Below are 22704 nucleotides of genomic sequence, written 5' to 3'. Positions count from 1 at the left end.
ACGGTCGCCCGCGCAACCCTAACCACCACAAACATTCCAATACCCAGCAAGGAGGAAAAGCATGGCCACGAACATCCTGGAATCGATGATGACGTCCTTCGGCAGCGAGTTCTCGCGCCTCGCGAGCAGCTATCTCAACGCGTCGGAAACGATGACCAAGGCCGCCATGAGCACCGTCTTCCCGTCTCTGCTCGGTGCCGTCGTGCAGCAGGGTTCGACCCCGGCCGGCGCCTCCAGCCTGCTCAACGCCATCAACAGCCCGAGCATCGGCACCGACATCGCCAGCAGCATGACCAAGATGTTCAGCGGCGGGCCGGCGGCCGAGAATCTCATGACGCTCGGCTCGAACATGGTGAAGGGACTGTTCGGTGACCGCTTCAGCAACGTGGCGGAAACGGCGGCGAAGGCGAGCGGGCTCGGCACCGCCGCCATCGAAAAGATGTTCGCGATGGGCGCCCCGCTCCTCTTCGGCTTCCTGAAGAATCAGGTAGCCGTGGGCAAGCTCGACTCCAGCGGACTCACGAAGCTGCTCGAAAGCCAGCGCGACTTCGTCAAGGCCGGCATCGACAGCAGTCTTGCCGGCGTGCTCGGACTGGGCGGCATCGGCGGCCTTTTTGCGGGGGTGACCGGGGCCATGGAAAAGGCCTTCGGTGCCATCGCCGAAGCCGGCACCACCGCCATCGAGGAAGCGACCAAGATGGCGGAGAAGATGGCCGGCTTGACGGGGGAGGCAGCCCGCGCGGCGGGAGAATCTGCGACCAAAGCCACGGCCACGGCCACCGATGCCAGCACGAATGCGATATCGAGCATCGTGAAGACGGCCGAGACCATGGCAGTCCATTCCGCCGAGGCCGCCAAGTCCATCGGTGAGATCGCGAGCAAGGCGGCCCATGCGGCCTCCGAGATGGGGACCAATGCGTTCAAGTCTGCCGGGTCGGCCGCCGCCAAGGTGTCCGACGCCGCGAAGACGGCGGCGACGGCGGCGGCGGAGGCAGCGAGCACGTCGGTCGACGCGGGCACCAACGCCGTCACCGGTGCCATCAAGGGCGCCGAGCACCTGGCCGACGCCGCTGTCGACGCCACGAAGAAGGCGACGGGAGCAGCCAAGGACGTCGTCGCCGACGCAACGAAGAAGAAGGACGCGTAACGCGCAGAGTTCGAGACGTGCAGAGGCGTCCGCCCGGGCGCCGATGCAGGCTTTCGACTGCCATCGGTGCCTCTCATGGATGACCTGAAAGGCCGCTTGGCGCAGGCCATCCGCGAGGCGTCGGACCGGCGCGACGCGCTGCACATCAAGGGCAGCGGGAGCAAGGAATTCTACGGAGTGCCCTGTGCCGGCAGCGAACTCAACGCGACCGGTTATCGCGGCGTCATCCAGTACGAGCCGACCGAGCTGGTGATCACCACGCGCGCCGGCACACCACTGACGGAGATCGAAGCGACCCTCGCCGAGCGCGGGCAGATGCTCGCGTTCGAGCCACCGCACTTCGGTCCCGACGCGACCATCGGCGGCTGCGTTGCCGCCGGACTCTCCGGACCGCGGCGCGCGTATGCCGGCGCCGTGCGCGACTTCGTGCTCGGTCTGCGCATGCTCGATGGTCGCGGCACCGAGCTGAGTTTCGGCGGGCAGGTGATGAAGAACGTGGCGGGTTTCGACCTGTCGCGCCTGCTCACCGGATCGCTCGGCACGCTCGGTCTGCTGCTGGAGGTGTCCTTCAAGGTGCTCCCGCTGCCGCCGGAGGAGCTCACGCTGCGCTTCGAGATGGACGAGCCGAGCGCGATCGAGGCGATGAACCGCTGGGCCGGCACGCCGCTGCCGCTCTCCGCCACCTGTTACCACGCGGGCTGTCTCACGCTGCGCCTGTCGGGCGCAGCGGACGCAATCGCCTCCGCCCGCGCCAAGCTGGGCGGCGAGGAAGTTGCCGACGGCGCGGCGTTCTGGACGGCACTGCGCGAGCAGGCGCACGCTTTCTTCACCGGCGCAGCGCCGCTGTGGCGGCTCTCGATCAAGTCGACCACGCCCGCCCTGAACCTGATGGGTGAACAGCTGATCGAATGGGGCGGCGCGCTGCGCTGGCTCGCTTCCGACCTGCCGGCAGCAGTCGTGCGCACCGCCGCTGCCAACGCCCACGGCCACGCGACCCTGTTTCGCGCGCGCGGCAGCAGCGCGCCGGTATTTCACCCGCTGCCCGCGCCGCTGCTCGCGCTGCACCGGCGACTCAAGCGCGCGTTCGACCCGCACGGCATCCTCAATGCCGGGCGCATGTTTCCCCTCACCGACGTGCCCGCGAACCTCATGTAGACACCTCACGCCGCCCCATGCAGACCCGACTCGCCGACTTCATCAAGGACACGCCGGACGGGCGCGAAGCCGAATCGATTCTGCGTGCGTGCGTGCACTGTGGTTTCTGCACGGCCACCTGTCCCACCTATCAGATTCGGGGCGACGAACTCGACGGGCCGCGCGGGCGCATCTATCTCATGAAGCAGATGCTGGAGGGCGCTCCGGTGACGGCGCGCACCCAGCTCCACCTCGACCGCTGCCTGACCTGCCATTCCTGCGAGACGACCTGTCCCTCCGGAGTGCGCTATGGCCACCTGGTGGACATCGGTCGCAAGCTGGTTTCCGAGCGCGTCGAGCGACCGACGCAGGAGAAGCTGCAGCGCTGGGTGATGGCGACCTTCTTCCGGCAGCCCGCCACTTTCCGCCTTGCGCTCGGCGCCGGCATGGCGCTGCGCCCCTTCCTGCCGGAAGTGTTGCGGGCGAAGCTGCCGGCCTCACTGCCGCGCGCCGGCGCATGGCCGCCGGCCCGTCACCAGCGGCGTTTCGTGTCGCTGGCCGGCTGTGCGCAGCCGGTGCTGACGCCGAACACTAACGCCGCCGCCGCGCGCGTGCTCGATCGCGTCGGCATTTCCCTGATCGACAGCAAGGGTTGCTGCGGCGCGCTGCGCTTCCACCTCGACTATCAGGAAGATGGGTTGAGCGACATGCGGCGCATCATCGACACCTGGTGGCCGCACGTCGAACAGGGCGTGGAGGGATTCGCCATGACCGCCACGGGCTGCGGGTCGACCGTGCGCGAATACGGGCACCACCTGCAGCACGACCGCGCCTATGCCGAAAAGGCCGAGCGCATCAGCACCCTGACACAGGATCTGACCGAAGTGATCGCCGGCGAGCGCGCACTGATCAGGTCTCTGCTCAAGGGCAAGAAGATGCCGCGGGTCGCCTTTCATCCGCCCTGCACCCTGCAGCACTGGCAGAAGCTGCGCGGGCTCGCGGAAGACCTGCTGCGCAGCTTCGGTTACGAGCTCACGCCGATCGCCGACGCGCACCTGTGCTGCGGCTCGGCCGGTACCTATGCCATCACGCAGCCGGAACTGTCAGAGCAACTCAAGCGCAACAAGGTCGCGGCGCTGGAAGCGGAACGCCCCGAGCTCATCCTCACCGCCAACATGGGATGCGAGACGCATCTGGCGACGATCGCCGGTGTGCCGGTCAAACACTGGATCGTCGATCTCGACGAACGCCTTTCCGACTGACCCGGCTATCAACTCAGGCGCGAGAGGAGCTTGGGCTCGATCGCCGCCGCAGCCAGAATTCCGCCCATCATGGCACCCTGCACGCCGGGTGTGCCGACGTCCTGTCCCGCGAGGTAGAGGCCGCTCACTGGCGTCTTCGCGTGCAGCCACTTGCAGAGGAAACGCTGCGGCGTCGGTTCGATACCGAACATGGCGCCCTGGTAGGCGCTCGTGGTGGCCGTCATCGACAGCGGCGTCGACACCTCGCTGTAGCGAATGAGCGGTCCGAGTGCAGGGAAGTAACGGCTGAACTGGGCGATCATCCGTTTCTGGATGAGCGCCTTGAGCTTCAGATAGGCGGCCGGCCGGTGGCCCGGGACTGAATCCTGCCAGGGCTCGAAAATCTGCCAGTCGGTATACGCAAACGCTTCCACGGTGTGCAGCTTGCGCGGACCCGGGTCGTAGCTCGGATCCTTCAACGACGGAAAGGCAACGCGTAGCACCGGCGCGAGCGACTGCTCGCGCGGCGCGGACCAGCAGGCGTCCTCCAGATCCCAGGTCTCGTAGAACCAGTGGTTGGAAGCGCTCGCGCCCATCGCACCGATGTCGCCTTCGAGCCCGAGGTAGAGCCCTACATGAGCGACCGTCGGGCGCAGCGCGAGAATCTCGCGTGCCCACTCCGCACTCCGCAGGCGCTCCGGCAACAGCTGCGCGACGGTGTTGCGGGCGCCGATGTCGGACACCACGCGCTCCGACTTGTACACGCCGCCTGGCGCCGTCTCGACGCCGATCACGCTGTCGCCTTCCAGCAGCAGGCCGGTCACGCGCGTGTCGACCTGGACCTCGCCGCCCGCCGCCTCGATCACCTGGGTGAGCTTCTCCGCGAATACGCCGGCACCGCCGACCGGGTAGTAGCCGCCGTTGAAGAAGTTGCTCACGACCACCGAATGGATGCCGAAGCAACTGGCGGAAGGCTTGCTGCCGTAATCACCCCACTGCGCGGCGAGCACACAGCGCAGGCGCTGGTCGGTGACGAGTTCCTCCAATACTTCGCGGGTCGTCCGCTTGCACCAGCGGTCGATGGTGTCGGCGCGCCACAGGCGATAGAACGTGGCCATCGGCTCCGGCATGGCACGCAGCGCAAATACCGCGTGACCCGCGCTCTGGCCGGCATGCAGCGCGTCGAACCAGCTGTCGATCTGCCCCAGGCAGGTCGGAAACCGCTCCTTCAGTTCGCGCTTGAGCGCTTCCTCCGGTCGTGCCAGCTGCGTCTCGAATCCGCCAGGGAAATGAATGATGTCGTATACCGGCCCCATCGAGGCCATGTGGATGGTGCCGCCCGAAATCCACTCCAGCAGTCCTTCGTTCTCGTCCTCCTGCCCCATGTCCCCGAGGTTCTGAACGCCGATGCCCCAGGTCCAGTCGCCGCGCGTGAAGGTGTGCGTGAGGCCCCCCGCGACGTGGTTCTGTTCGAGGACGAGCACGCGGTGCTTGTACTTGGCGAGCGCGGCCGCGCACGCTAGACCGCCGATGCCGGAACCCACGACGACTGCATCCCAGGCGTCGCGGCTCACGGCCGTGCCTCGGCGGATTTCCGCGAAAGATGGCGTCCGGATGCTGCCGCGCGTCCGCTCGTCGCCGGTTCGAACGCGCCGATCCGGGCGTGGGACACGCGCCTTCGGGGTGTGCTGCTGCGCTCGGCAACGGCGGCCGAGGATGGGGAAAGGGCCATCGTTCGCGTCCTCCTCCAGGAGACCTCAGTCCCTCGGCCCGCCCCCGGCCGAGGCACGAAACTAGCTTATTCGGGTGGCAGTTTACAGGCAGCGGAGGTTTCAGAGCATGGCGCTCATCGCCTTTTACGTGGTCGCGATCATCATACTGATCCTGCACTTTACCGGCTGGCTCGCGAAGAACAGCCTGGAGTGGATCGTTCTGGTCCTGGCCGCGGCAACCTTCCCGGCCATCTACTTTCTCTGACGTCCCTTCACGCCGATCTCGACTCGCCTTTCTCCGCTGCCACCACCCCTGCCCGGCAGAGCCTGCCCTGACGCGTCATAGCCAGCCGGTACGTTTCAGCCTTCGATAGACCAGCACGCAGATCACCACCATCACCCCCAAGGTCAGGGGGTAGCCGAAGGTCCAGCCCAGTTCGGGCATGTGTTCGAAGTTCATGCCGTAGATGCCGCCGATCATCGTCGGGATGGCGAGTATCGCGGCCCAGCCCGCCAGGCGCTTCATCACTTCGTTGTGCCGCATCGAAAGCAGCGTGAGATTGACCGTGAGCGCGGTGTTCACCATGTCGCGGCCTGATTCCACGACTTCGAGAATGCTGTGGGCGTGGTCGGAAACGTCCCGAAAATAGGGTCGGATCTCGTCCGCGATCAAGGATCGGTACAGCGGCACGTCGTTGCAGATCTGCACCACCGGCAGGACGGCCCGGCGCACCGCCATCATCTTGAGCTTGAGTTCGTACGTGTTCTCGACGTGTTCGGCGTCGGTGTGGGAGCGGAAGACCCCCTCCTCGATCGCTTCGAGTTCGTCCTCCAGATCCTCCACGATAGGGAAGTACTGATCCATCACGAAATCGAGCACGGCGTAGAGGATGAACCCCGGGCCCCTGGCGAGCAGGTCCGGCGAGTACTCGCAGCGGGTACGCACATCGGTATAGGCGGATGAGGCACCGTGGCGGACGGTGACGACGTAGCGCGGTCCGACGAAGACGTGGGTCTCGCCGAACAGGAGTTCGCCCTTCTCCATGCGCGCCGTGCGCAGGACGACGAAGAGCGTGTCGCCGTAGGCTTCCAGCTTCGGCCGCTGGTGCGCCCGCCACGCGTCCTCGACCGCGAGGTCGTGCAGGCCGAACTCTTTCTGCACGTCGCGCATGAGTTGTTCGTCCGGCTCGTACAGTCCCAGCCAGACGAAGGCGCCCGGCTGCGCCATGTAATCGCTGATCTCCTCGACGGTGATGTCGCGCAACCGCGTGCCGTCGCGGTATGCGACGCAGTTCACCACCATCGGCGTTTCGCCTCGCTCGCTCATCGCTCAGAATCCGACTGCCTGCCCGTCGCGCCGCGGGTCCGAGGCAGCAAAGTAACCGTCCGCCAGTCGATAGATGAACTGGCCGGCGCCGAAATCGAAATAGCTCCCGGCATCGCCCTCCGCCACGCGATGTCCCATGCGCACCAGGCGGGCGACAGTCTGTGCCTCCACCCCCGCCTCGAACTCCACTGCGCCACCGTCGCGCACGCGCCAGCGCGGCGCATCGCAGGCCGCCTGCGGATTCTGCCGGTAGTCGGCAAGCCGCACCATGATCTGTACGTGTCCCTGCGGTTGCATGGCGCCACCCATGACGCCGAAGCTCATCACCGGCACTCCGTTGCGGGTCACGAACGCGGGGATGATGGTGTGGAACGGTCGCTTGCCGGGGCCGACCTCGTTCGGGTGTCCGCGTTCCAGCGTGAAGCCGCTGCCGCGGTTCTGCAGGCCGATGCCGGTGCCCGGCACGACCACGCCGGAGCCGAAGCCGCCGTAGTTGGACTGGATGTACGACACCATCATCCCTTCGGCATCGGCAGCGGTGAGGTAGACGGTGCCACCGCCCGACAGCCGTCCCGGCAACGGCGATCGCGCCCGATCCGGATCGATCTCGCGGGCGCGCTGCGCCAGATATTCGGCGTCGAGCAGTGAAGTCACCTCGGCCGTCATCGCACGCGGATCCGCGACGTGCCGATGGACGTCCGCGAACGCGAGCTTCATGGCCTCGATCTGCAGATGCAGACTGGCAGCGGAATCGACCGGGTGCGCCGCGAGGTCGTGATGAGCAAGAATGCCGAGCGCGATGAGCGCAGCGATGCCCTGCCCGCTGGGGGGCAGTTCGTGCAGCGTGTAGCCGCGATAGTCGATACCGATCGGCGCCACCCACTCAACGGCATGTGCATCGAGATCGGCCAGTGTCAGGGCGCCCCCGTGCGCCGCAGCGTGGGCAACGAGCGCCTCCGCCAGCGACCCCCGGTAGAACGCTTCGCCCCGCGTATCGGCGATCGCGTCCAGCGTTTGCGCAAGCGCCGGCAGCGCGAACGTCTCCCCCGCTGCCGGAGCCCGGCCTCCGGGCAGGAAAGCCTCGGCGAAACCGGGCTGGTCTGCAAACAGCGGAACCTGCTTGCGCCACTTCATCGCCACCACGGGCGAGACCGGAAAGCCTTGGCGCGCATAGGCGATGGCCGGCTCGAACAGGGTGGCGAAGGGCAGCCGTCCGAAGCGCGCGGAAAGCGCCGCCCAGGCCGATACCGCTCCCGGCACCGTCACGCTGTCCCAGCCGGTTTCGGGCATCGCCCGGCGCCCGGCGAAGCGCCCGGGCACCCAGGCCAGCGGCGAGCGTCCCGACGCATTCAGGCCGTGCAGCGTGGTCCCGTCCCACACCATGGCGAAAGCATCCGAGCCGACGCCGTTCGAAACCGGCTCGACGACGGTGAGCGCGATGGCGGTAGCCAACGCAGCATCGACGGCGTTGCCTCCGCGCAGCATCATGCTCAAGCCCGCCTGAGCGGCGAGCGGCTGCGCCGTCGCCACGACGTTGCGCGCGAGCAGCGGCAGGCGCCGGGACAGGTACGGAAACTCCCAGTCGAACGCAGTCATGGCGAGGCGGAGCCCGCGCCGAGATGTCGCGCGAGCGCCCAGGCGACGTGCTCGCGGACGAGGGGAGACGGATGTGCAGCGCGCGCGCGCAGCGCAGCGACCACTGCCGGCGCGGGTGCGGCGTTGCCGAGGCCGACCGCGAGATTGCGCAGCCAGCGCTCGTGGCCGATGCGGCGGATCGCGCTGCCGGCGAGCCGGAGCGCGAAGGCGTCCTCGCTCCACGCGAAGAGTTCGACCAGCGTGGCGGCGTCGAGCCCGTTGCGGACCGCGAAGTCGGGCTCGGCCGCGGGCTGCACGAAGCGATTCCAGGGGCAGACGAGCTGGCAGTCGTCGCAACCGTAGACACGGTTGCCGATCAGCGGGCGCAGCGCCTCCGGAATGCTGCCGGGGTGCTCGATGGTGAGATACGAAATGCAGCGGCGCGCATCGAGCTCGTAGGGTGCGACGATCGCTCCGGTCGGACAGGCGTCGATGCAGCGCGTGCAGGTGCCGCAGTGATCGTCGGCCGGTGCGTCCAACGGCAGCGGCAGATCGGTGAACAGCTCGCCGAGAAAGAACCACGAACCGGCTTCGCGCGAGAGCAGCAGCGTGTGCTTGCCGCGCCAACCCAGTCCCGCGCGGGTCGCGATCTCGACCTCCAGCACCGGGGCGCTGTCACTGAATACCCGATACCGGTGTTCGCCCACCTCCGCGGTGATGCGGTCGGCGAGTTGCTGCAGCCGACCGCGCATGAGCTTGTGGTAGTCGCGGCCGAGCGCATAGCGGGCGACGAACGCCCGCTCGCGCTCGCTCAGTATCGCGGTGCTGGCGTGTGCCTCTCCCGGCAGATAATCCAGGCGCACCGAGATCACGCGCACGGTGCCGGGCACGAGGTCGTGCGGGCGCGCGCGGCGCACGCCGTGTCGTGCCATATAATCCATCGCGCCGTGCCGGCCCTGCTCCAGCCACGCGAGCAGGCGGCTCTCCGCGTCGCCGAGATCGGTGCCCGCGATGCCGACCTGCTGAAAGCCGAGCGCGCGGCCCCACGCCTTGATCTGCTGTGCGAGCAGCCGCCAATCGCGACGTCGAGGAACCGGATGCATATGCATACGAACGATGGTAATCCCTCCGTTGCACCGCTGACAGGCCGCCTCGAAGACGAGGCGGCCACCCGCGCCCTCGGTGCCGCGCTGGGCAGTGTGATCGAACCCGGCATGGTGCTCCATCTGCACGGCGATCTGGGCGCCGGCAAAACCGCTCTGGTGCGCGCCTGTCTGCTTTCACTCGGTTGTCGCGAAAAAGTGAAGAGTCCGAGCTATACTCTCGTTGAACTTTACTTACTTTCTAGATTAGACTTTTATCACTTTGATTTTTATAGATTCAAATCTGCAGAAGAATGGGACACAACGGGCTTCTCGGAATATTTCCACGCCGGTGCGGTGTGTGCCATCGAATGGCCCGAGAAGATCGGCGCACGCCTGCCGCCCGCCGATCTTCGCATCCGGCTCGAGTTCGCACAGCCCGGCCGCACGTACGAGATCGCAGCGGGGAGTACGCGGGGTGAGCGGTGTCTGAAGCGCCTGCGCACAGCCGTCGCGGGCCATCGAGCGCCGCCGGTGGACTAGCCACGCTTCTCGCTTCGCCGCTGCTGGGTGCCTGCGCCCGTTTCGGGCTGCTCGCGGCGTTGCTTGCTGCCTGCTTGATTCCGAGCCTGTCGGCGCTCGCGCAGGAGACCCGCATCATCGCGGCCCGCGTCTGGCCGGCGCCGGAGTACACGCGGATCACCATCGAGTCGGCCACGCAGATCAAGCACAGCCTGACCAAGATCAAGAACCCGGAGCGGCTGGTGCTGGATCTCGAAAACGTGTCGGCAAGTCCGGAAGTCGAAGCGCTCGCCAAGAAGGTCGCGCGTGACGATCCCAACATCCAGTCGGTGCGTGTCGGTCGCTTCAAGGCCGACACGCTGCGCATCGTGCTCGACCTGAAGGCAGAGGCGCAACCGCAGGTCTTCAGCCTGCCACCGGTGGGTGACTACGGCTACCGTCTGGTCGTCGATGTCTACCCGCTCACGCCGCCCGACGCGCTGATGGCACTCGTGACGCGGATCGAGCGCGAGCAGGAAGCTGCGGTAGCCAAATCCGCTGCGAGCGAGCCCGCACCCGCACCGACGACGCCGACGGTGCCCAACCTGGTCCTCAAGTCGCATGAGGAGGCGGTGACCGAAGAGAAAGCGCGGCGTGACAAGCCGCCGCCGGCGACGGTAGTGCGCAAGGGTCGCAGCACGCCGGCCCGCCTGCTCATCGTCGCCATCGACGCCGGCCACGGTGGCGAGGATCCGGGCGCCCGCGGCCGCAGCGGCACGATCGAAAAGGATGTCACGCTCGCCATCGCGCGCCGGCTCAAGTCCAAGCTCGACAGCGAACCCGGCATGCGCGGCCTGCTGATCCGTGACGGCGACTACTTCATTCCGCTGCAGACGCGAGTCGAAAAGGCGCGCAAGGTGCAGGCGGATCTCTTCGTCTCGATCCACGCGGACGCATTCATCGAACCGCGCGCACGCGGCTCGTCGGTGTTCGCCCTGTCCGACCGCGGTGCGACGTCGGCTGCTGCACGCTGGCTGGCGAAGCGCGAAAACGATGCCGACCTCATTGGCGGCGTCAACATCGACGTCGGAGACTACTACCTCAAGAAGACGCTGCTCGACCTGCAGCAGACCGCGACCATCAACGACAGCGTGCGCGTCGGTCGTTCCGTGCTGTCCGAACTCGGCACCATCAACACGCTGCACAAGGCGGAAGTCGAGCAGGCCGGCTTCGCCGTGCTGAAAGCGCCCGACATTCCCTCGATACTGGTCGAGACCGCGTTCATCACCAATCCCGAGGAAGAAGCGCGGCTCAAGTCGGCCGCCTACCAGGAGAAGATCGCCGATGCCGTGCTCACGGGCGTGAAGCGCTATTTCGCCCGCAACCCTGCGCTCGCCCGCCCACCACGGGTGGCCGAAGCACGCTTTGGCGACATGCGCAAGGATTGACAACATCGGCGTGGCGGGTCGATGCTCTGTCGTACAAAAACTAGCATCAAAATGCGAGGAGTAGATGATCTCGGTCACGATCAACGGCACCGCCCACCGGCTGGAGGTGAGTCCGGACACGCCGCTGCTCTGGGTGTTGCGCGACACTCTGGGACTCACCGGAACGAAGTATGGCTGCGGTATCGCGCAGTGCGGTGCCTGCACGGTGCACGTCGACGGCGTGCCGACGCGCGCCTGCGTAACGCCGCTCTCCGTGGTCTCCGGCAAGACCATTCTCACCATCGAGGGACTGTCGAAGTCGGGTGAGCATCCCGTCCAGCTGGCGTGGCTGGAGCTGGATGTCGTGCAGTGCGGCTACTGCCAGTCGGGGCAGATCATGACCGCGGCGGCGCTGCTCGCGAAGACGCCGAAGCCTACCGACGCTCAGATCAACGAAGCCATGAGCGGCGTGCTCTGCCGCTGCGGAACCTACCAGCGCATCCGCGCTGCCATCAAACGCGTCGGCGGCTTCCGGGAGCCGTGATGGACCGGAAACCGGAGACCGACCGCCGCGCATTCCTCAAGGCGACGGCCGTCACGGGTGGCGCCCTCGTCATCGGCTTCTACCTGCCGGACGGCATGCCGAAGGCGCTGGCGCTGCGACCGGGCGCTTCCCCCATGCCCTTCGCACCCAACGCCTTCATCCGCATCGCCCCCGACGAGTCCGTGACCATTCTCTGCAACAAGTCCGAGATGGGCCAGGGTGTCTATACGGCGCTGCCGATGATCGCCGCCGATGAGATGGACGCGGACTGGGGCCGGGTGCGCGTGGAAGCCGCACCGGCCGCCCCACCGTACTTCCATACGGCATTCGGCATTCAGGTCACCGGCGGCAGCACCAGCGTCAACTCCTCGTTCGACCAGCTGCGCAAGGCGGGTGCGATGGCGCGCACCATGCTCATCGCCGCGGCGGCCGAGATCTGGGAGGTGGAACCGTGGAGCTGCCGCGCCGAGAATGGCTACGTGCTCCACGAAGCATCCGCGAGAAAGCTCTCGTTCGGGCAACTCGCAGCGAAGGCGGCGACGCTGACGCCGCCGACCGACCCGAAGCTCAAGAGTCCGACCGATTTCACGCTGATCGGGCGTCCGGTGCGTCGCATCGACGGGCGCGCAAAGGTCACGGGCCAAGCCAGGTTCGGCATCGATGTGAAGCTGCCGGGCATGCTCACGGCGGTCATCGCGCGCCCGCCGGTGTTCGGCGGCAGCGTGAAGCACTTTAACGCCGACAAGGCCAAGGCAGTACCGGGCGTCAGGAAAGTGGTGCAGATCGACACCGGCATCGCAGTGCTCGCAGACGGTTTCTGGGCTGCCAAGCAGGGGCGCGACACGCTCGATGTGACCTGGGACGACGGACCGCTGGCGAGCCTCGACAGCACGACGCAGCGCAAGCAGTACGAGGAACTCGCGCGCCTCGACGGGTCGGCGGCGGCAGTGGCGGCCACGCGCGGCGACGTGCACGCTGCGCTCGCCCGCGCCGAGAAGAAACTCGAAGCGGTGTACGAAGTGCCCTACCTCGCGCACGCGACCATGGAGCCGCTCAACTGCGTCGCGCACGTGCGGGCGGATGGCGTCGAGATCTGGGTCGGCACGCAGATGCAGACCACCGATCAGGCGGCGGCAGCCCAGATCGCCGGCGTGAAGCCGGAGCGTGTCGTCATCCACACCATGTTCCTCGGCGGCGGCTTCGGGCGCCGCGCCAATCCCGCCGCGGATTTCGTGAAGGAGGCGGTAAAGGTTTCCAAGGCGGCCGGCGTGCCGGTGAAGGTCATGTGGACACGCGAGGACGACATGCGCGGCGGCTACTATCGTCCGCGCACGTACAACGTGGTCCGCGCCGGGCTCGACGTGAACGGCCTGCCGATCGCGTGGCTCCACCGCATCGTCGGCCAGTCCATCATCCAGGGAACACCGTTCGAGCCGATGCTGCTCAAGGCGGAACTCGACATGACGCAGGTCGAGGGCTCTGCCGAAATGGACTACCAGATCCCGAACTTTCTCGTCGAGTACAAGATGGCGCCGCGCGGCGTGCCGGTGCTGTGGTGGCGCTCGGTCGGCCACAGTTTCACGGCCTTCGTGAAGGAGTGCTTCATCGACGAGTGTGCGGTCGCGGCGAAGCAGGACCCGGTCGCCTATCGCCGCCTGCTGCTGGTCGACCATCCGCGAGTGCGCGGGGTCATGGACCTTGCGGCGGAGAAGGCGGGGTGGGGCCGGCAGCTGCCGCAGGGTCGCACCATGGGCATCGCCGTGCACGAATCCTTCGGCAGCATCGTCGCCCAGGTCGCCGAGGTCTCGGTGTCGCCGGCCGGCGAGGTGAGCGTCCATCGCGTCGTGTGCGCGGTCGACTGCGGGCCGATCGTCAATCCGGACACGGTCCGCGCGCAGATGGAATCCGGCATCGTCTTCGGTCTGTCCGCCGCCCTGTACGGTCGCATTACGTTCAAGGACGGGCGTGTCGAGCAGAGCAACTTCCACGACTACCCGATTCTGCGCATGAACGCGATGCCGAGCATCGAGGTATTCCTCGTCGACAGCAGCGCCCCCATGGGTGGGGTCGGTGAACCGGGTACGCCGCCGATCGCACCGGCCGTCGTCAATGCCGTCTTCGCGGCCACCGGCAAGCGCATCCGCCGCCTGCCGATCGATCCGAACGAGCTCAAGCAGAAGCATGACGGTTAGGGAGCCCAGGCGCGCGGCGCGCACGCGGACCGTGTCCGTGCTGCACGCTTGATCGGCGGCCTCGTTCTCGCGGCCGGCCGCAGCCGGCGCTTCGGCGGCGAGAAGCTCCTAACCCCGCTGGCCGACGGCACGCCCGTCGCCGTGGCCACGACCCGCCTCCTGGTCGCGGCCCTGCCGCAGGTGGTGGCAGTCGTGCGTCCTGCTTCCGATGTGCTCGCCACCGCCTTGCGCGCGTGCGGCGCCCAAGTGGTCGTGTGCCCCGACGCGGACGAGGGCATAGGAACCAGCCTGGCGTGTGGCGTGCGCGCGACGCCGCACTGGCAGGGATGGCTGGTGGCGCTGGCCGACATGCCGTGCGTTGCGCCAACCACTGTGCGTGCGCTCGCTGCCGCCATCGCCGGGGGCGCCGCACTCGCGGCGCCGTATTACCACGGCCGGCGCGGCCATCCGGTCTGTTTCGGGGAACGCTACCGCGCTGCGCTCGCGACACTCTCGGGAACGCACGGCGCACGCGATGTCGTCGCCGCAGCGGGTGACGATCTCGTCGCGTTGAACTGCGACGACCCCGGTGTGCTGATCGACATCGACACGCCCGACGACTTCGCACGCATCGCTGCAGGAACCCCACCGCCTGCGCCGGATTCAAACTGACGTGTCCGAAGACGCGGAGGTTGCCGTGAAACGTCTGCTCCTAGCGGTCGCGCTGTCCCTCGCCCTGCCCGTCGGCGCTGCGTCGGAATTTCAGACGGGGCTCGCCGCCTACCGCAGTCGAGACTACGCCACCGCGCTCGCTGCGTTGGGCGCCGCAGCCCAAGCCGGTGATGCGCGCGCAGCGCAACTGCTCGCCGACATGTACGCCGGCGGCCGCGGCGTCGCGACCGATTCCGCCGTCGCCCTGCAATGGCGCGTGCGCGCTGCGGCGCTCGGTGACGCAGGTGCGCAATACACCGTCGGCCTGCAGTACCTGCAGGGCAACGGCGCGCCGCGCGATATCGATCAGGCCGCGTACTGGCTCGACCGGGCGGCACGGCAGGACCATCCGAATGCTGCGCTGGAGCTGGGACTGCTGCAGATCGAAACCCGCGGCGATCCGGCGAGTGGGCTCGCGTGGATCCAGCGTGCCGCCGACCAAGGTCTCGTCGAAGCGCAGCAGACGCTCGCCGGCCTCTACCGGAGCGGCACTGCGGGCGTGCCCCAGGACGCGCAGGCCGCCTCCCGCTGGGACGCCGTGGCGAAGCAGAACGCAGAGACCGGCCAGCAGATCAATCAGGCGGTGATGCGGCAGCAGGATGCCATCGCCATCGTGCGCAGCACCTATTACTACCGCCCGGCCTATGCGTACCCGTGGGTCTATCCGACCTGGGGGTTCGGCTGGGGACGCTACAGCGGCTGGAACTACGGCATCGGCGTGGGCGGCTGGTGGTAGCCGTCACGCCGTGCGCCCGGCTCCCAGGAACGGGAAATCCAGCAGCGGGCGCCGACCCGCAACGATGTCCGCCAGCGCCTGTGCGGATCCGCACGAGAGCGTCCAGCCGAGCGTGCCGTGTCCGGTGTTGACGAAGAGGTTCGCGATCCGCGTGCGGCCGATGAGAGGCACGTTGCCCGGCGTCGCCGGCCGCAGGCCCGCCCAGTACTCGACTCGATCGTAACGGCTCGCCGCGGGGAACCACTGACGCGCGCGCTCGCGAATGGCCTCGCAGCGCACGCGGTTGAGCGACGTGTCGTACCCCGCCATCTCCGCCGTGCCGGCCACGCGCAGCCGGTCACCCAGGCGTGAGAAGACGATCTTGCGCGCCTCGTCGGTGATGCTCGCGGTGGGCGCCGCAGCGGGGTCCTCGATCAGGACGGTCACCGAATAACCCTTCACCGGATACACCGGGATGGCGATGCCCGCGCTGCGCAGGAGAAGCGGGCTGTAACTGCCCAGGCACACCACGAAGGCGTCGGCACCGAATTCTCCCGTGTGCCCGCCGCGTTCCCTGACGACGAGCGAGCGCACGACATTCGCTTCGCAGCGCAGCGCCTGAATCTCCGTGCCGAAGCGAAACTCGACGCCGCGCTCCCGGCAGTGCTGCGCGAGAGCCGTCGTGAACTTGCAGGCATCTCCCGATTCGTCGTCCCGCGCATGCGTGGCGCCCGCGATCGCCACCTGCGCGTGCGCGAGCGCGGGCTCGACCGCAAGGCACTGCTCGCGCGTCAGAACGTCGACCCGGCAGCCGCGCGCCGACAGCACGTGCGCATGCTCGGCAGCTTCCGCCAGCGCGGCCTCGTCTTCGAAAAGCTTCAGAATGCCGCGCGTCTGCTGATCGTAGTCGAGCGCCAGTGCGGAACGCAGCGTGCGCAATGCCTCGCGGCTGTAGAGTCCGAGCGCGAGCACGTCCAGCGTATTGCGCCGCGTGCGGCCGGGGAGGCATTCGAGCAGGAAGCGCAGACCCCAGGCGAAGAGCGCGGGATCGGCGCGCAGGCGGAAGAGCAGCGGTGCGTCCTCGCGACCGAGCCAGCGCAGCACCAGCCCCGGCGCCCCCGGATTCGCCCACGGCTCGGTCTGCGACGCGGAGATCTGCCCGCCGTTGGCAAAGCTCGTCTCCAGCGCCGGCGCGTGCGCGCGGTCGACGACGACCACGTCATGACCGTCCGCCGCGAGGTGCCACGCCGTGGTGACGCCCACCACACCGGCGCCCAGCACGGCGATCTTCAACAGCGGCTCCCTCGGGTTTCTACCGACTCGTGCTCGTCATCCACCATGGCTAAGATAACGCCTTTTCATTTCCTCTTTCGCTCTCATGCACCTGTTCGACGACCATGAGCCCGCCAATCCGGCGGCGGCCGCCGGCTGCGAAAGCCCGGTCACGCGCCGCGCCGTCCTCAAGGCAGGGCTCGCGGCTGCCGTCCTGGCTGCGTTCGGCCCGCTTCGCGTCGCTGCTGCAGCCGGCGGCAGCGTGCTGGGCTTCAACGCCGTACCCGTGTCGGGCGAGGACACGGTGCGCGTGCCCGCGGGCTACTCCGCAAGCGTGCTCTATCGCTGGGGCGACCCGACGGGCAGCACGCTCGGTCAGCCGGTCTTTCGACCCGATGCCTCGAACAGCGCGGAACAGCAGTTGCTGCAGGCCGGCATGCACCACGACGGCATGCACTTCTTTCCGCTGCCCAGAGGCTCCGACAGCTCCACCCACGGGCTGCTGGTCGTCAATCACGAGTACACCGACGACGGCCTGCTGCACCCTGACGGCATGAAGACGTGGACGGCGGACAAGGTGCGCAAGTCGCAGGCCGCGCACGGCGTCTCGGTGATCGAGATCGAGCTTGAGAGCGGCTCGTGGCGCATCGTCTCTCCCTCCCGCTACGCGCGCCGCATCTGCGCCTTCACGCCGATGACGCTCGCAGGCCCGGCAGCGGGCGACGACGCGTTGAAGACGGCGGCCGACCCCACGGGACGCGCGGTGCTCGGCACGTTCAACAACTGCTCGCACGGCGTGACGCCGTGGGGCACTTACCTGGCGAGCGAGGAGAACTTTAACTTCTATTTCGCCGGCGGCCGCACGATCACGCCGGAGATGGGCCGCTACGGCATCACCCGGAGGCGCGGGCTGCGCTGGCACGAACACGACGCGCGCTTCGACTGCGAGCGCGAACCCAACGAAGCGAACCGCTTCGGCTGGATGGTCGAGATCGACCCGTGGGATGCCGCATCGAAGCCCGTCAAACGCACCGCGCTCGGCCGCTTCAAGCACGAGGGTGCGGCACTCGCCGTCGCGCCGGATGGCCGCGTCGTCTACTACATGGGCGACGACGAGGCGTTCGAGTACATCTACAAGTTCGTGAGCGCACGGCCGTGGCATCCGCAGGACCGCGCGGCGAACCGCACCCTGCTCGACCACGGCACGCTCCACGTCGCCCGCTTCGGTGACGATGGCCGCGGCACGTGGCTGCCTCTCGTGCATGGCGAGAACGGGCTCACCGCGGCCAACGGCTTCGCCTCGCAGGCCGACGTGCTGCGGCTCGCGCGCTCGGCGGCGGACCGCGTCGGTGCGACGCCGATGGATCGGCCGGAGTGGATCGCAGTGGATGCCGGCCGCAAGCACGTCTACTGTTCGCTCACCAACAACGCGAAGCGCGGCGACGTCGGCAACCGCGGGGCGGACGCCGCGAATCCCCGCCGCGAGAACGTCTTCGGCCACATCGTCCGCTGGCGTGAAGCCGGCGGCGATCCGACCGCGACGAGCTTCGAGTGGGACATCTTCCTGTTGGCGGGCGACCCGGCACAGGCCGATCCCGCGAAACGCGGCAACATCAGGGGCGACGCATTCGGCAGCCCCGACGGTTTGTACGTCGATCCGCGCGGCGTGCTGTGGATCGAGACCGACGTCACGACGAGAACGATCGGGCGCGGCGATTACGCCAACCTCGGCAACAATCAGATGCTCGCCGCCGACCCTGCAACCGGCGAGGTGCGACGCTTTCTCACCGGCCCCAACGGCTGCGAGATCACGGGCGCCACGCAAACGCCCGACGGCCGCACGATGTTCGTCAACATCCAGCATCCGGGAGAGGCGCCGGACGAGCGCGGCAACCCGGATCACCCGGATGCGGTGTCGAGCTGGCCGGACGGCGGGCGCCCGCGCTCGGCCACGATCGTGATCCGGAAGAATGACGGCGGCGTGATCGGGACGTGAAAGGACAGCGATGCGCTAGTGCCCGCGTGCGAGCGCGAGGATCTGCTCCACCGCCAGCGTCACGGTGAGGCGCCCCTCGCGCAGCTCGGACTCGATGCGGGGCAGCGCCGCCACCACGGCCGGGTTCGATTTCACGTCGCTCATCAGCCGGTCCTGCAGCATGCTCCACATGAACTGGATGCGCTGGTTGCGGCGCTTCTCGTGGAACTCGCCGGACGCCGTGAGCTTCTCGCGGTACTCGGTGAGCCGCTGCCAGATCTCGTCCAGTCCGACGTTGCGCAGCGCGCTGCACATGGCCACCGGCGGATTCCAGTTGGGGCTGCGCGGATGCATGATGTGCAGCGCGTTGCGATAGTGGATGACCGCCTGTTTGGCGCGTACCTCGTTGTCGGGATCGGCCTTGTTCACGACGATCATGTCGGCGATTTCGAGCACGCCCTTCTTGATGCCCTGCAGCTCATCGCCGGCACCCGGCAGCATCAGCACCAGGAAGAAATCGGTCATGTCGGAAACCGCCACTTCCGACTGCCCGGTGCCGACGGTCTCGACCAGGATCACGTCGAACCCCGCCGCCTCGCACACGACGATGGTCTGCCGCGTGGTGCGCGCCACACCGCCGAGCGTGCCGCCCGAAGGCGAGGGACGGATGAAGGCATTGGGCGCCACGCTCAGGCGTTCCATCCGCGTCTTGTCGGCGAGGATGCTGCCGCCCGAGACGGGGCTCGTCGGGTCGACGGCGAGCACCGCCACCCTGAGTCCCTCGCGGATCAGGTTGCAGCCGAAGGCCTCGATGAAGGTGCTCTTGCCGACACCGGGGACACCCGTGATGCCGATGCGAAACGCCTTGCCCGAGTGCGGAAAGAGCTTGAGGCTCAGCTCCGCGCCGAGCCGCTGATGCTGCGGATTGCGGCTTTCGATCAGCGTGATCGCCCGCCCCAGCATCGCCCGGTCGCCCGCCAGCACGCCCGCCGCCAGTTCGTCGACATCGAAGCGGTTGCCGACGAGCGTCGGCGCCGGTGGGGAGGGAATCGTCGCCGCTGCCGGCTCCTCGCTGACGGCGTCGAGCTTCAAAGGTTCCATGGATACGGCTCCCCAGTGCGATGCGTGGCACCGGTGCGTCGGATGCCGCGCATCAGGCTGCTTTGCTGGTGTAGCCCAGGCGCTTGTTCAACGCCCCGATGAGCGAGATCGCCGCCTGACTGATCACCGTGCCCGGCGGATAGATCGCCTCCGCTCCGGCTGCGTACAGCGCGTCGTAGTCCTGCGGCGGAATTACGCCGCCGACCACGATGAGGATGTCATCGCGCCCGAGCGCCGCCAGTTCCTTCTTGAGCTCGGGCACCAGCGTCAGGTGACCGGCCGCCAGCGAGCTTGCCCCCACCACGTGGACGTCGTTCTCGACCGCCTGCCGCGCGACTTCTGCCGGCGTCTGGAAGAGCGGGCCGATGTCGACGTCGAAGCCCAGGTCGGCGAACGCCGAGGCGATCACCTTCTGGCCGCGGTCGTGGCCGTCCTGCCCCATCTTGGCGATGAGGATGCGCGGCCGCCGCCCATCGTTGGCTTCGAAGGTCGCGATCATGTTGTGCACGAGTTTCACCACGTCGGATCTCTCCCCCACTTCGCCGCTGTAGACACCGGAGATCGCCTTGATCTCCGCCTTGTGACGGCCGTAAATCTTTTCCAGCGCCGAGCTGATCTCGCCCACGGTGCATTTCGCGCGGCCGGCCTCGATGGCGAGCGCGAGCAGGTTGCCCTCGCCCCGCTCCGCCGCCTGTGTCAGCGCATGCAGCTTTTCCTGTGCGACCTTTTCGTCGCGCGCACCCCGCAGCTGGGAAAGCTGCGCGATCTGCTGCGTGCGCACCTGCTGATTGTCGACCTTGAGGACGGGAACGTCCTCCTTCTCGTCGAGCAGGAACTTGTTGACGCCGACCACCGTCTGCCGGCCGGAATCGATGCGCGCCTGCGTGCGCGCCGCCGCTTCCTCGATGCGCAGCTTGGGTATCCCGGCCTCGATCGCCTTCGCCATGCCGCCCGATTGCTCGACCTCCTGGATGTGGCCCCACGCCCGCTCGGCCAGCGCACGCGTCAGCCGCTCCACGTAATAGCTGCCGCCCCAGGGATCGACCACCTGGCAGGTACCGCTCTCCTGCTGCAGGAAAAGCTGCGTGTTGCGCGCGATGCGGGCGGAGAAGTCCGTCGGCAGCGCGAGCGCCTCGTCGAGCGAATTGGTGTGCAGGGACTGCGTGTGCCCCTGGGTCGCCGCCATCGCCTCGATGCAGGTGCGCACGACGTTGTTGAAGACGTCCTGCGCGGTGAGGCTCCAGCCCGAGGTCTGCGAATGCGTGCGCAACGCGAGCGACTTCCTGTTCTTCGGCTCGAACTGATTGATGAGTCGCGCCCAGAGCATGCGCGCCGCCCGCATCTTGGCGACTTCCATGAAGAAGTTCATGCCGATCGCCCAGAAGAACGACAGCCGCGGCGCGAACTGGTCGATGGTGAGCCCCGCATTCAAACCGGCGCGCGCGTACTCGACGCCGTCCGCCAGCGTGTACGCCATCTCCAGGTCCGCCGTCGCGCCCGCCTCCTGCATGTGGTAGCCGGAGATCGAGATGGAGTTGAATTTCGGCATGTTCTGCGCGGTGAACGCGAAGATGTCCGAGATGATCCGCATCGATGGGCGCGGCGGATAGATGTAGGTGTTGCGGACCATGAACTCCTTCAGGATGTCGTTCTGGATGGTTCCCGCGAGCTGCGCGTGCTTCACCCCCTGCTCCTCGGCCGCGACGATGTAGAGCGCGAGAACCGGCAGCACCGCTCCGTTCATGGTCATCGACACGCTCATCTGGTCGAGCGGAATGCCGTCGAACAGCACGCGCATGTCCATGATGGAATCGATCGCCACCCCTGCCATGCCGACGTCGCCGGCCACGCGCGGGTTGTCGCTGTCGTAGCCGCGGTGGGTGGCGAGGTCGAAGGCGACCGACAGGCCCTTCTGCCCCGCCGCAAGATTGCGGCGATAGAAGGCGTTCGAATCCTTGGCGGTGGAGAACCCGGCGTACTGGCGGATCGTCCACGGCTGCGTCACGTACATCGCCGGATACGGCCCGCGGAGATAGGGCGGGATGCCCGGCATCGTGTCCAGATGATCGAGGCCCGCGAGGTCTGCTGCGCTGTAGAGCGGCTTCACCGGAACGCCTTCGGGCGTCTCCCACACGAAGTGCTCGGGCGATTTGCCGGTTTCGTTCTCGAACCGCCTGGTCCAGTCCGCAAGCCCGTCGCCGCCCGACGCTCCCCGGCCAGCCTGGAAGGCAATCTGTGTGAAATCAGGAATCGTCGCCATGTCAGATCACTCCCAAGCGCGCGAGGGTGGTGCGAGTCGTCTGCAGGACATCGCCCCCCATGAAGATGAAATCGTCGATACCGGCCGCGTTGTAGGCGTCCTTCTTGTCACCCGGTGCACCGGCAAGGAACAGATACTCGCAGCCCGCGGCCTTCAGCGCCTGCGCCGTGGACGCGGCCAGTTGCTCGTACACCGCGTCCGACGAGCACAGGATCGCCACGCGCGCCCCGCTCTTCTTGAACGCGTCGACGCAGGACTGCGCATCGGCGAAGCCCGTGTTGCCAGGCACCTGAATACCGGCGGCCTCGAAGAAGTTCTTGGTGAACGTCGCCCGTCCCGTGTGCTGCGCGACGGTACCGAGATTCGCCGAGAAGATCTGCGGCCGTGCGCCGGTCTTCGCGAGATAGGCGTCGGAGGCATCCCGCAGCGCCTCGAACTGTTCGCCGTAGCGGTGCTTCGGCAACGGCGCGATCTGCTCGCCGCCGCCGGCCAGCGCCGCTGCGATCGCGCCGAGCGTTGCCCCGGCAGTCACCGCTGCGATCGCCGCTTCGGTGAGTGCACCGGCTGCCGCCGTCGTGAGCGCCTGCACCGCGCCGCTCGCCGCAGCGTGACCGCGTCGGTACGCCGCCAGCCGCTCTGCAGCAGCCCGTGCGAGCCCCAGCAGATCCGCTGCCTCGTGCGCGATCGGCGTCTCCAGGATGTTCGGAAACTCGCTCACACCGGTGACCGGATCGCGCCGCTTGGCGATGGCGGCTTCGCGCTGCTTGTAGGACGCCGCGATCCGGGCGGCGAAGCTGCCGTCCTTCAGC

General features: G+C 67.7%; 19 protein-coding genes. 11 read left to right on the top strand and 8 right to left on the bottom strand.

Going from position 1 to position 22704, the window contains the following annotated elements:
* The first annotated feature begins 61 nt into the window (after positions 1-61).
* The 3 genes from JNK68_05210 (at position 62) to glcF (ending at position 3543) form a co-directional block, all read left to right on the top strand.
* Entirely contained in the window at positions 62-1147 is a 1086-nt protein-coding gene (locus JNK68_05210; GenBank protein ID MBL8539753.1) for a DUF937 domain-containing protein, read from the top strand.
* A gap of 75 nt (positions 1148-1222) precedes the next feature.
* A complete protein-coding gene (glcE, locus tag JNK68_05205; protein ID MBL8539752.1) occupies positions 1223-2302 on the top strand; it encodes a glycolate oxidase subunit GlcE in 1080 nt (359 codons plus the stop codon).
* 17 nt (positions 2303-2319) lie between these two features.
* Positions 2320-3543, top strand: a complete 1224-nt coding sequence (gene glcF, locus JNK68_05200; GenBank protein MBL8539751.1) for a glycolate oxidase subunit GlcF — start codon at positions 2320-2322, stop codon at positions 3541-3543.
* Positions 3544-3551: 8 nt separating this feature from the next.
* Here the strand turns inward: glcF and JNK68_05195 are convergent, their stop codons facing one another.
* Positions 3552-5096: an NAD(P)/FAD-dependent oxidoreductase gene (locus JNK68_05195; protein MBL8539750.1), complete on the bottom strand. Its 1545-nt coding sequence runs from the start codon at positions 5094-5096 to the stop codon at positions 3552-3554.
* 265 nt (positions 5097-5361) lie between these two features.
* Between JNK68_05195 and JNK68_05190 the strand changes: the two genes are divergently transcribed.
* Positions 5362-5499 carry a hypothetical protein gene (locus tag JNK68_05190; GenBank protein ID MBL8539749.1) on the top strand — a complete coding sequence of 46 codons (138 nt, stop codon included), beginning with the start codon at positions 5362-5364 and terminating at the stop codon, positions 5497-5499.
* Between the two features lie 75 nt (positions 5500-5574).
* On the opposite strand, the gene corA is transcribed toward JNK68_05190, so the two are convergent.
* Genes corA through queG form a run of 3 tightly spaced genes read right to left on the bottom strand, consistent with a single transcriptional unit; the run spans position 5575 to position 9239 of the window.
* Positions 5575-6561: a magnesium/cobalt transporter CorA gene (corA, locus tag JNK68_05185; GenBank protein MBL8539748.1), complete on the bottom strand. Its 987-nt coding sequence runs from the start codon at positions 6559-6561 to the stop codon at positions 5575-5577.
* 3 nt (positions 6562-6564) lie between these two features.
* Positions 6565-8157 carry a gamma-glutamyltransferase family protein gene (locus JNK68_05180; GenBank protein ID MBL8539747.1) on the bottom strand — a complete coding sequence of 531 codons (1593 nt, stop codon included), beginning with the start codon at positions 8155-8157 and terminating at the stop codon, positions 6565-6567.
* On the bottom strand, positions 8154-9239 hold the full coding sequence (gene queG / locus JNK68_05175) for a tRNA epoxyqueuosine(34) reductase QueG (GenBank protein ID MBL8539746.1): 1086 nt from the start codon (positions 9237-9239) through the stop codon (positions 8154-8156). Before queG ends, JNK68_05180 begins: the two co-directional genes overlap by 4 nt.
* On the opposite strand from queG, the gene tsaE reads away from it, so the two are divergent.
* From tsaE to JNK68_05145, 6 genes are all read left to right on the top strand, one after another.
* Positions 9234-9761 (top strand): tRNA (adenosine(37)-N6)-threonylcarbamoyltransferase complex ATPase subunit type 1 TsaE, encoded by a 528-nt coding sequence (gene tsaE, locus JNK68_05170; GenBank protein MBL8539745.1) that lies wholly within the window; start codon positions 9234-9236, stop codon positions 9759-9761. The genes queG and tsaE overlap by 6 nt on opposite strands.
* A 47-nt stretch (positions 9762-9808) precedes the next feature.
* Positions 9809-11167: an N-acetylmuramoyl-L-alanine amidase gene (locus JNK68_05165; protein ID MBL8539744.1), complete on the top strand. Its 1359-nt coding sequence runs from the start codon at positions 9809-9811 to the stop codon at positions 11165-11167.
* Positions 11168-11231: 64 nt separating this feature from the next.
* Positions 11232-11690 (top strand): (2Fe-2S)-binding protein, encoded by a 459-nt coding sequence (locus tag JNK68_05160; GenBank protein ID MBL8539743.1) that lies wholly within the window; start codon positions 11232-11234, stop codon positions 11688-11690.
* Complete coding sequence (locus JNK68_05155; GenBank protein ID MBL8539742.1) at positions 11690-13882, top strand: xanthine dehydrogenase family protein molybdopterin-binding subunit; 2193 nt, start codon at positions 11690-11692, stop codon at positions 13880-13882. Before JNK68_05160 ends, JNK68_05155 begins: the two co-directional genes overlap by 1 nt.
* Positions 13883-13930: 48 nt before the next feature.
* Positions 13931-14533, top strand: a complete 603-nt coding sequence (locus JNK68_05150) for a nucleotidyltransferase family protein (protein ID MBL8539741.1) — start codon at positions 13931-13933, stop codon at positions 14531-14533.
* 25 nt (positions 14534-14558) lie between these two features.
* Positions 14559-15308 carry a sel1 repeat family protein gene (locus JNK68_05145; GenBank protein MBL8539740.1) on the top strand — a complete coding sequence of 250 codons (750 nt, stop codon included), beginning with the start codon at positions 14559-14561 and terminating at the stop codon, positions 15306-15308.
* 3 nt (positions 15309-15311) lie between these two features.
* Here the strand turns inward: JNK68_05145 and JNK68_05140 are convergent, their stop codons facing one another.
* Positions 15312-16580, bottom strand: a complete 1269-nt coding sequence (locus JNK68_05140) for a D-amino acid dehydrogenase (protein MBL8539739.1) — start codon at positions 16578-16580, stop codon at positions 15312-15314.
* Positions 16581-16665: 85 nt separating this feature from the next.
* Between JNK68_05140 and JNK68_05135 the strand changes: the two genes are divergently transcribed.
* Entirely contained in the window at positions 16666-18555 is a 1890-nt protein-coding gene (locus JNK68_05135; GenBank protein ID MBL8539738.1) for a PhoX family phosphatase, read from the top strand.
* 15 nt (positions 18556-18570) lie between these two features.
* Here the strand turns inward: JNK68_05135 and meaB are convergent, their stop codons facing one another.
* The 3 genes from meaB to JNK68_05120 form a co-directional block, all read right to left on the bottom strand.
* Complete coding sequence (meaB, locus tag JNK68_05130) at positions 18571-19635, bottom strand: methylmalonyl Co-A mutase-associated GTPase MeaB (GenBank protein ID MBL8539737.1); 1065 nt, start codon at positions 19633-19635, stop codon at positions 18571-18573.
* Between the two features lie 52 nt (positions 19636-19687).
* On the bottom strand, positions 19688-21895 hold the full coding sequence (scpA, locus tag JNK68_05125) for a methylmalonyl-CoA mutase (protein ID MBL8539736.1): 2208 nt from the start codon (positions 21893-21895) through the stop codon (positions 19688-19690).
* A gap of 1 nt (position 21896) precedes the next feature.
* Positions 21897-22704 (bottom strand): methylmalonyl-CoA mutase (locus JNK68_05120; GenBank protein MBL8539735.1); only part of this gene is annotated, 808 nt, incomplete at its 5' end.

The sequence above is a fragment of the Betaproteobacteria bacterium genome (assembly GCA_016791345.1).
Taxonomy (GTDB): Bacteria; Pseudomonadota; Gammaproteobacteria; order Burkholderiales; family JAEUMW01; genus JAEUMW01.
This window is presented reverse-complemented; position numbering and strand designations above follow the sequence as displayed.

What these genes read in the sequence shown, in the direction of transcription:
- JNK68_05210 (MBL8539753.1), top strand. Translation starts at nt 62, where the DNA reads ATGGCCACGAACATCCTGGAATCGATGATGACGTCCTTCGGCAGCGAG.
- glcE (MBL8539752.1), top strand. Translation starts at nt 1,223, where the DNA reads ATGGATGACCTGAAAGGCCGCTTGGCGCAGGCCATCCGCGAGGCGTCG.
- glcF (MBL8539751.1), top strand. Translation starts at nt 2,320, where the DNA reads ATGCAGACCCGACTCGCCGACTTCATCAAGGACACGCCGGACGGGCGC.
- JNK68_05190 (MBL8539749.1), top strand. Translation starts at nt 5,362, where the DNA reads ATGGCGCTCATCGCCTTTTACGTGGTCGCGATCATCATACTGATCCTG.
- corA (MBL8539748.1), bottom strand. Translation starts at nt 6,561, where the DNA reads ATGAGCGAGCGAGGCGAAACGCCGATGGTGGTGAACTGCGTCGCATAC.
- JNK68_05180 (MBL8539747.1), bottom strand. Translation starts at nt 8,157, where the DNA reads ATGACTGCGTTCGACTGGGAGTTTCCGTACCTGTCCCGGCGCCTGCCG.
- tsaE (MBL8539745.1), top strand. Translation starts at nt 9,234, where the DNA reads ATGCATATGCATACGAACGATGGTAATCCCTCCGTTGCACCGCTGACA.
- queG (MBL8539746.1), bottom strand. Translation starts at nt 9,239, where the DNA reads ATGCATCCGGTTCCTCGACGTCGCGATTGGCGGCTGCTCGCACAGCAG.
- JNK68_05160 (MBL8539743.1), top strand. Translation starts at nt 11,232, where the DNA reads ATGATCTCGGTCACGATCAACGGCACCGCCCACCGGCTGGAGGTGAGT.
- JNK68_05155 (MBL8539742.1), top strand. Translation starts at nt 11,690, where the DNA reads ATGGACCGGAAACCGGAGACCGACCGCCGCGCATTCCTCAAGGCGACG.
- JNK68_05135 (MBL8539738.1), top strand. Translation starts at nt 16,666, where the DNA reads ATGCACCTGTTCGACGACCATGAGCCCGCCAATCCGGCGGCGGCCGCC.
- meaB (MBL8539737.1), bottom strand. Translation starts at nt 19,635, where the DNA reads ATGGAACCTTTGAAGCTCGACGCCGTCAGCGAGGAGCCGGCAGCGGCG.
- scpA (MBL8539736.1), bottom strand. Translation starts at nt 21,895, where the DNA reads ATGGCGACGATTCCTGATTTCACACAGATTGCCTTCCAGGCTGGCCGG.